The sequence below is a fragment of the Tenacibaculum sp. MAR_2010_89 genome (genome assembly GCF_900105985.1).
Lineage (GTDB): Bacteria > Bacteroidota > Bacteroidia > Flavobacteriales > Flavobacteriaceae > Polaribacter > Polaribacter halocynthiae.
This window is the reverse complement of sequence record NZ_FNUB01000005.1, coordinates 3,378,217-3,385,295: the sequence shown is the minus strand read 5'-3', so window position 1 is coordinate 3,385,295 and position 7,079 is coordinate 3,378,217. Positions and strand designations below refer to the sequence as shown.

At 27.9% G+C, this 7,079-nt stretch carries 9 protein-coding genes; 7 read left to right on the top strand and 2 right to left on the bottom strand.

Annotation, left to right across the window (positions count from 1 at the left end; all coding sequences use genetic code 11):
• The first annotated feature begins 455 nt into the window (after positions 1-455).
• Entirely contained in the window at positions 456-914 is a 459-nt protein-coding gene (locus BLV71_RS18955) for a dienelactone hydrolase family protein (protein ID WP_369813941.1), read from the top strand.
• 36 nt (positions 915-950) lie between these two features.
• Positions 951-1,976 carry a hypothetical protein gene (locus BLV71_RS18355; protein WP_093871946.1) on the top strand — a complete coding sequence of 342 codons (1,026 nt, stop codon included), beginning with the start codon at positions 951-953 and terminating at the stop codon, positions 1,974-1,976.
• Between the two features lie 571 nt (positions 1,977-2,547).
• On the opposite strand, the gene BLV71_RS18350 is transcribed toward BLV71_RS18355, so the two are convergent.
• The gene (locus tag BLV71_RS18350) at positions 2,548-2,754 is read right to left on the bottom strand and encodes a hypothetical protein (RefSeq protein ID WP_093871945.1); all 207 of its coding nucleotides are present in this window, start codon (positions 2,752-2,754) and stop codon (positions 2,548-2,550) included.
• Positions 2,755-2,799: 45 nt separating this feature from the next.
• Between BLV71_RS18350 and BLV71_RS18345 the strand changes: the two genes are divergently transcribed.
• Positions 2,800-3,084 (top strand): hypothetical protein, encoded by a 285-nt coding sequence (locus tag BLV71_RS18345; protein ID WP_093871944.1) that lies wholly within the window; start codon positions 2,800-2,802, stop codon positions 3,082-3,084.
• A 65-nt stretch (positions 3,085-3,149) separates the two neighbouring features.
• Here BLV71_RS18345 and BLV71_RS18340 read toward each other — a convergent pair whose 3' ends face one another.
• Positions 3,150-3,365: a hypothetical protein gene (locus BLV71_RS18340; RefSeq protein WP_093871943.1), complete on the bottom strand. Its 216-nt coding sequence runs from the start codon at positions 3,363-3,365 to the stop codon at positions 3,150-3,152.
• A 111-nt stretch (positions 3,366-3,476) separates the two neighbouring features.
• Here BLV71_RS18340 and BLV71_RS18335 point away from each other — a divergent pair, with 111 nt between their 5' ends.
• The 4 genes from BLV71_RS18335 (at position 3,477) to BLV71_RS18320 (ending at position 7,060) form a co-directional block, all read left to right on the top strand.
• Positions 3,477-3,713, top strand: a complete 237-nt coding sequence (locus tag BLV71_RS18335; RefSeq protein ID WP_093871942.1) for a hypothetical protein — start codon at positions 3,477-3,479, stop codon at positions 3,711-3,713.
• 10 nt (positions 3,714-3,723) lie between these two features.
• Positions 3,724-3,942 carry a hypothetical protein gene (locus BLV71_RS18330; protein WP_093871941.1) on the top strand — a complete coding sequence of 73 codons (219 nt, stop codon included), beginning with the start codon at positions 3,724-3,726 and terminating at the stop codon, positions 3,940-3,942.
• Between the two features lie 89 nt (positions 3,943-4,031).
• Positions 4,032-5,297 carry a hypothetical protein gene (locus tag BLV71_RS18325; protein WP_093871940.1) on the top strand — a complete coding sequence of 422 codons (1,266 nt, stop codon included), beginning with the start codon at positions 4,032-4,034 and terminating at the stop codon, positions 5,295-5,297.
• Positions 5,298-5,767: 470 nt separating this feature from the next.
• On the top strand, positions 5,768-7,060 hold the full coding sequence (locus tag BLV71_RS18320; RefSeq protein ID WP_093871939.1) for an insecticidal delta-endotoxin Cry8Ea1 family protein: 1,293 nt from the start codon (positions 5,768-5,770) through the stop codon (positions 7,058-7,060).
• Positions 7,061-7,079: the final 19 nt, after the last annotated feature.

Below are 7,079 nucleotides of genomic sequence, written 5' to 3'. Positions count from 1 at the left end.
TTTTTTTAATTGAAATTCCATTAGATTTGCAGTGATGACTAATAGTTACTCAATGATTTCTATTAAAACTCTTATTTGTTTTGTATAAAAATATATGACTAAAAAAAGGAAAATAAAATTAATAAACTTTTTAAAATTAATATCAGTATTTATTTTTTTATATGTGTTGGGTTATACTTTTTTCAAGAAAAATTGATCTTTTTTCCTGAAAAGTTGAATAACAATTACGAGTTTAAATTTGACCAAAATTTTGAAGAACTTTATTTTAATACTAAAGATGGTAATTTTTTAATGGACTTTTATTTAAGTCTGTTAAAGCTAAAGGACTTGTTTTTTTTTTACACGGTAACGCAGGAGCATTAGATTCTTGGGGGAATATAGCTAAAGTATATACAGATTTAAATTATGATATTTTTATTCTTGATTATAGAGGGTATGGAAAAAAGTGAAGGAAAATAATCAAACAGCAACAATTATTTGAGGATAATCAATTAGTATATAATACACTAAAAAAGGAATACAGTGAAGAAAATATAATAATTCTAGGTTATTCAATAGGAACAGGACTTGCTTCTAAATTAGCATCGAATAATAATGCTCAACATTTGATTTTACAAGCTCCCTACTACAATTTAATAGATATAGTGAAGCAAAACTTTTCATACATACCTTCATTTATTTTAAAATATAAATTTATGACTAATGAGTATTTAAAAAAATGCAAAATGCCAATAACAATTTTTCATGGTGATAGTGATACTGTTATCAGTTATGAATCTTCCTTAAAGTTAAAAGAAGAATTTAAGGATAGAATACATCTTATTACTTTAAAAAATCAAGGGCATAATGGAATAACTTACAATAAAGTTTATAATAAAGAATTAATATATTTTAATAACATACTAACTAAATAAACAAATAAAATACAATTAGGTTAAAAACTTAAATAAATGAAAATACATTCAATATTAATAAGCTATTTTTTTATAATTATTTCATCAACTTACGCTCAAGATAAAGCTAGTAAATTTCATGATGAAAAAGGTAATTTTAAAATTTTATTCCCTAAAAGCCCTGAAATAACAAAAAAAACAGGAGATACTGATTATGGAAAAATAACGATTACATCATTTAATACTGAATATAAGAATGGGGATAATTTATCTTATAACGTTAGTTACATAGATTATCCTAAAAGTTTTACTGATACTTTAAGTGTAAAAAATATTTATGGTTTGTTTAACGGAGCACAAACAACAAATATTAATTCTGAAAGTATACAATTGTTAGGCACTTTTAATCTAGATATATTAGGCCATGTTGGGAGAGAATTTAGATGGAAAGACATTGATAATAAAATTATGTTTAGAGCAAGGTTTTATTTAGTTGATAATAGAATGTATATTTTAAGTGTAAGAACACAAGAAAAAAATAACTTTAATGTTGGGATAAATCAATTTCTTGAATCATTTGAACTTATTGGAGTTAAGCCTAAGGTTATTAATCAGAAAGAAGTAATAAAGAGTCAAAAAATTTATAAAATCAAATTTCCTATGAAAGCTGAAAAGCGTGAAATGGAAACTTCAACTGAATATGGTAAATCAAATATTTATATAGAATTATATCAGCCAAAACTTAAAAATGATGACAACTTAATATATATGATTTCTGTTATGGAATATCCAAAGGATATTACTAAAACAAGTGGATTTAAATTAGATGAATACTATTCAAACGTTATTAAAAAAGCTTTATTAGGGAGACAGTCTAAATTAATAAGTGAGAAGAAAGTATTTATAGCTGGTAATGAGGGAATAGAAGTAAAGGAAAGTTTTAAAGGAGGTTTAATAGTAATTAAACAAAAAACATTTATTAAACAAAATTTACAGATATCACTTCAAGTAATGACAATTCCAAGCAAGGATGAAAATGATTCAATGAATAATTTCTTTAAATCATTTAAATTTCTTCTTTAATGTATTTAAATAAAAATTCCTACCCTTGTGAGAGTAGGAATTTTCCCCTTGAAATATTAAGCTACTTGAAATTTTCATTTCAAACTTATTGCAATTTAGATTAAAAGAATAAATTGGACAATACGGGGAATCCTTGAATACAGACTAATGGTTTTCACTTAGTTGAGTACTTGAAAACCATTAGATTAGTGTTTTTTTTTTCTTTCCGTAGGAAGATGCTAGAAAAAATGATGCTTTTTGAAAGTTAGCTTTTCAAGTATAGTTATTTTGTATTTTACTGATGACTACAAAACAAAATATTAGAAACTGTTACAAATATCAATATATTGATTTAAGGTTTTTATGATATAAAAAAGAGAAGAAGCAACCCTTCTAAAGTACTTCTTCTCTCTAAACTATTCAAACTAACTAAAAAACTAAAAATCAAATTTTAAAACCATACAGTAAATATAATTTAAGCTTGAAGTAAATAATTAAAATATTTGATGAGAGGAAGATATGTATCGATGAAAGGTAATTATGTAAAGGCAAAGAAAATAAGTAGCAATATAAAATATACCAAAAACTGTAGTTAGTGAGTACAGCCATTACCACCGAAAACACATGATCCTGGAGGAAGAAGTTCAATACAATCACAAATAAGTAACTCAGGAAGAATTTCTACCAAAGGGATTACAACTAGGGTAAGAGACAATGTTATTGAAACCAGTTTAGTGAAAAGAGAAGCTTTTCTAGTTTCTATAAATTCGATATTAAGTTGTTCATAGCTATTTTCCATGAAGTAAAAATAATAAAAACAAAATAAAGTAAAAGTGTAGATAAAATGGCAAATGAAGTTTTTAAAATTTGGGAAAGTAACCGATGCAATTTTGTAATTATAGATTATGCACCGGAACAAAGAAAAAGTTTTTCAATTTCTGGTCATTGGTCAGGATTTGTAAATCAGTTTAAAAACGGTGAAACTATTTCTGAAATAAAAGAGTGTGCAAAAAAATGGCTCCGGGACAAACTAAAGGAAAATTTTGATAATCAATTTTCAAGTGAAAAGCAATTTCGATGGATATTGAATGAATTAGAAAATGAAAATCAATTAACATTTAATCTGTAGTTAAAACAAAAGCTCCCGAATAAACGAGAGCTAATTTCAAACTTATTAGATAGCTCGAAAGAATGTTAATGATAAATAATCATGTACCACCCTCCATGTCCGTTACATACTAATTCTTGTTCTTTTGGTGTAGCATGTGGGCTAATACCAAAAGTATTTCCATCAACACATATTACATACCAATGTTTTTCATCATTCTGTATTTGTACCCTTCCACCTTTAATCTTTTTCTGCTCAGATTTATTAATTACAGAGCCTAGGGTTGAAATGTTTTTTATCATAATATAAAAGTTTTAAGTTTCTCAAAAAAACATAAATAAAACAGGATGATATTAGAGACTATATAAACGCAAGAAATAAATGTATAAACGAAAATTAAGAAAACTGTAGGTATGGCAATAATTGAAAATACAACGCCAAGAGCAAATAATAAGCAACAAACACAACCATCAATATCAATTAGGGAAACATTAGAACTATCTATTGATAAAATTAATGTTAGTGAGTGGGCTGAACATTTGCATTCGGAAATACATTTAAAAACAGATAAAAGAAAATTAAAAATTAGGCTTGGTCATAATGATGTCCTGGACATATACAATCAAACTAAAAAAATATTAAAACAGTAATTAAAGAAATATGAAAACTCACTTACTAATAGATATAGAAAACGCAATAACTCCTTTTTCGGATTATGCAGCTTATGAAACGAAAACAAGAATTGTTATTAAAAGTAAAGATGACATTTTCACTTGTTCAGTAATAAAAAAGATAACCAAAGTATGTGATGAGACTAATAATAGGTTTAACGTCATCATGGAAAATGCAAAAGTTAAAATAGAAATATTTAAACATTAAACCTGTAATTAATTAGCACTACTGAAAAAGTTCTTTGACATAATTGTGGTAAGTAATTTTTTAATTAATTTTACCAAAAATAAATTATTATGAAAACAAAAAGTATAGTTGTTGTCATTATTATGATGATTATGAGTTTGGTGGGAAATGCCCAGAACAAAATTGAAGCTACAGGTAATGTTGGTGTTGGAACAACGATTCCAGGACAAAAATTACATATTGAAGGAGGTCATGGAGATAGTAGAATACTTTTACACTCTAGAGGTGGAGGAACTGAAAGTAAGTTTGCAGATTTAATGCTATGGGCAAGTGAGCCAGGGTTAACATACACCGGTGTGGGTATAGGTAATAATATTACTAATGCTACTACTACTCCATTTTTACGAAGAATAAGCAATCAAAGAGGTGGGTCATATATAAGATTTCTTGACGCACAGATAATGATGAATGTAATAAAAAATAATGGAGAAACTATTAATGCTTTTAATATTAGTAATTTAGGAAATGTAGGTTTAGGGACAACAAGTCCCAAAAGTAGATTAGATTTGGGAAAGAATTACTCTAATCCTTCTATTTATCCTAACAAAATAACTCTTTGGTCGGGAGGTGAAAATAACTATTTTGGGTTTGGTATAAGCACTGGTGATTTGGATTATTTTAGTCAGAGTAATCATAGATTTTATACAGGTTACAATGGGACTCCTGGATCTGAAAAAATGGTTATTCAATCAAATGGAAATGTAGGTATAGGAACAACAAGTCCAAATTCAAAGTTAACGATTAACAATGGAGCATTATCTTTTACGGGTTCAGTTTCATTACCTATGGCATCATTAGGTCTTCATAACTCTAATTTTATGTATTTAGTAGGTGGGAGTGCTGGTTTAAAATTAACTGACGACGGACTGAAAGGAATAACAGTAGTTGATGGAGGGAATGTTGGGATAGGAACAACTCAACCCGATATGGAGTTAACTGTAAACGGAAAAATTCACGCAAAAGAAGTGAAAATAGATCTAGCAATACCTGCGCCAGACTACGTTTTTAAATCAGATTATAAATTGAGAAGCATTGAAGAAGTTGAGAATTTTATAAAAGAATATAGCCATTTACCTGAAATACCATCAGCTAAAGAATTTGCTAAAAACGGAGTGATGCAAGCTGAAATGGATATGAATCTTCTTAAAAAAATTGAGGAGTTAACTTTGTATACGATTGACCAAGAGAAAAAATTAAAAACTCAAAACTCCAAAATTGAGAATCAACAAAGCGAGATTGAAGAACTAAAAAAACAAAATTCTGAAATTAAAGAATTAAAAGCTTTAGTTCAGAAATTATTAAAAGATAAAAACTAAACGTAACGGCTTATAACAAGGTATAAACCCCATAAAAAGGGGTTTATACAATACGTTAAATAAAAACATACACTTACTGCAAAGCACCTTTTTTAAGGTGTTTTTTTATGTCCAAGATTTAGTAAACGAATTATAAAATAAGAGTAGGTTCTCCGATACCTTAAAAACGGAAAAGTTCTTTGACATAATTGTGGTAAGTAAATTTTTAAATATGGAAACACTTAAAGAAATAACAGAATTAGTATTCAAAATTGAATATAACGGAACCTTTGAAGTTGAATTAAGTTCTTAGGTATAATTTAGGAGAGTTACGCTCTTATCCATATTACTTGCGCTTATGATTATTTTATAGGCCCTAGAGGTAATTTTTATTTTTTAATACTTCATTGAGTTATATTTATTATAGATTACCATGGCACAAATTTTAGTAAAGGTTACTATGATACAATTTTTATTAAATATTATTTAAAATGAAAAATACAATAAAAAAAAGGGATTTATCAGAAAACTGGAATGATAGACTTAAAAAAGTAGCACAATATGCAGTGAAGAAAATTCCCGAAGTAGGAGGTTTTATTAGTTACTTAGTTGGTCAATTTTGGCCTTCAGATAATGAAGATATATTTGAGTTAATGATAGCAGAGGTAGAGGGAGCTATTGATAAAAAAATACTGAAATATGAAATGGAGCAAACTAGTAATAATCTTGCATCTATAAGAGATTTAATGAATGATTATGTTCATACTGAGAATAATAAAGAGAAAGGAATAAGCCTAAAGGTGATTTTAGGGCAATGCACACAGTTAATGAATAATATTATAGGTTCTAGTAATTCTAAGTTCTTAATACCTTATGCTTCTATTTGCGCTAATATGCATATGACCGCATTGCGCGAACAACTAATTTATGGTGAAGAATTGTATGAAATAGATGGAAAAAAGGAATGGGAAAGAGAAATAAAAAAATATTATGATGATTACCATTGCTATTTTGAAAAAAACTACCCCGAATTAAAAAAATGGAGATTTGGTCAAATCAAAATAGATTATGGTAGCAAGCATAACGGGATATATCCAATTTCATATGGCTCTGCAAAAGACTTAGTTACTGAAAAAGAGATATATTATGATAAAAATTGGGCACAAGGAAATTTATATGAAGGTGTTATGGAAGCAATTAGAGAAAGATGGGAGAATGAGGCGTTATCAAGTATTGCGAAATGTTTGATAAGTACTTATACATTACACAGATATGTTTCAGGTAACCCTGATGAACCAGCCAATGTTTACGATGGGTTGGATGTACTTTACTTGGGACCTTATAGTGCGGCTACTGATGGAACTAAATCTGATGGTCAATATCAAATAAAAAAAACAGATAAAGAGGGTATTATAAAAGAATTTTATTATCGTTCTTATAATACTATTGATGGTCTCCAATTTATTTATGATGATCATAAAGGACATTTTACAGGTAATCCTGATGGAGGTATACCTTATCATATATTTGTAGGTTCAGAGAGATATGCAACGGGGGTTATAAGTTACTTTAACGCTGAGCCATATAGGGGATTAATGCAAAAAATAGGTTTTGTATTTTCTGATGGAACTATAGAGGGAGATATTAGTAGTATTGGTGACAATAGTTATGGAACTATTGATGATAACTATGAATTAATATGTGGAGGATTTACCCTTGGAGTTGGACCATCTAATACAAAGGGTATTGACGTGATTAAGTTAACGTTTAAATACCATGAATAGATAAGAATACAAGGAAACT